The sequence below is a fragment of the Vibrio sp. 10N.222.55.C6 genome (assembly GCF_041473395.1).
GTDB lineage: Bacteria > Pseudomonadota > Gammaproteobacteria > Enterobacterales > Vibrionaceae > Vibrio > Vibrio crassostreae_C.
The window spans coordinates 1-487 of sequence record NZ_JBFRSD010000838.1 but is presented as its reverse complement, the minus strand read 5'-3'; the positions used below and the strand labels follow the sequence as shown (position 1 = coordinate 487).

Below are 487 nucleotides of genomic sequence, written 5' to 3'. Positions count from 1 at the left end.
ATTCATATGCGTGGCTTGGTGAGCATTTTTGATCACTACCGCGAGACTCATGGTCTTGAGTTTTTTGCAGCGCCAGGCAACCACGATCCAGTGCGTCCATTTACAATCCCTGCAGGTAAATCTGATTACCTAGGCGAGGGTGGTAAGAAGCAGCGTATCTATAGCCGAGGTAAAGAAGAGTGTGTTGGTTATGACGATGAGTGGACGACTATTCCCGGTGAAGGTGACAACTTAGCAACCATCTGTACTGAAGAAGTACGTGAATGGGGCTATGAAGAGATCATGAGTATCCTAGGCACTCACGGCTTCTACCCTCAGCAAGACTATCTCTACTTTGAAACGCCTTACAGCAGCGACCAAGCTCGAGCTAGTTACAGCTATGATTTAGCTAAAGAAGAAGCGGCTTTTGATAAGCGCATGTACGAGATCTGTTATGAAGGTACGGGTGGTAGCTATAAAGAAAGTGGTTACTCAAGCTGCTCTGAAG

Annotated in this window: 1 pseudogene; it reads left to right on the top strand. The window is 46.6% G+C overall.

The window, feature by feature from the left end:
* Nucleotides 1–487 (top strand): annotated as a pseudogene (locus AB4486_RS26455) (metallophosphoesterase); the annotation flags it as partial.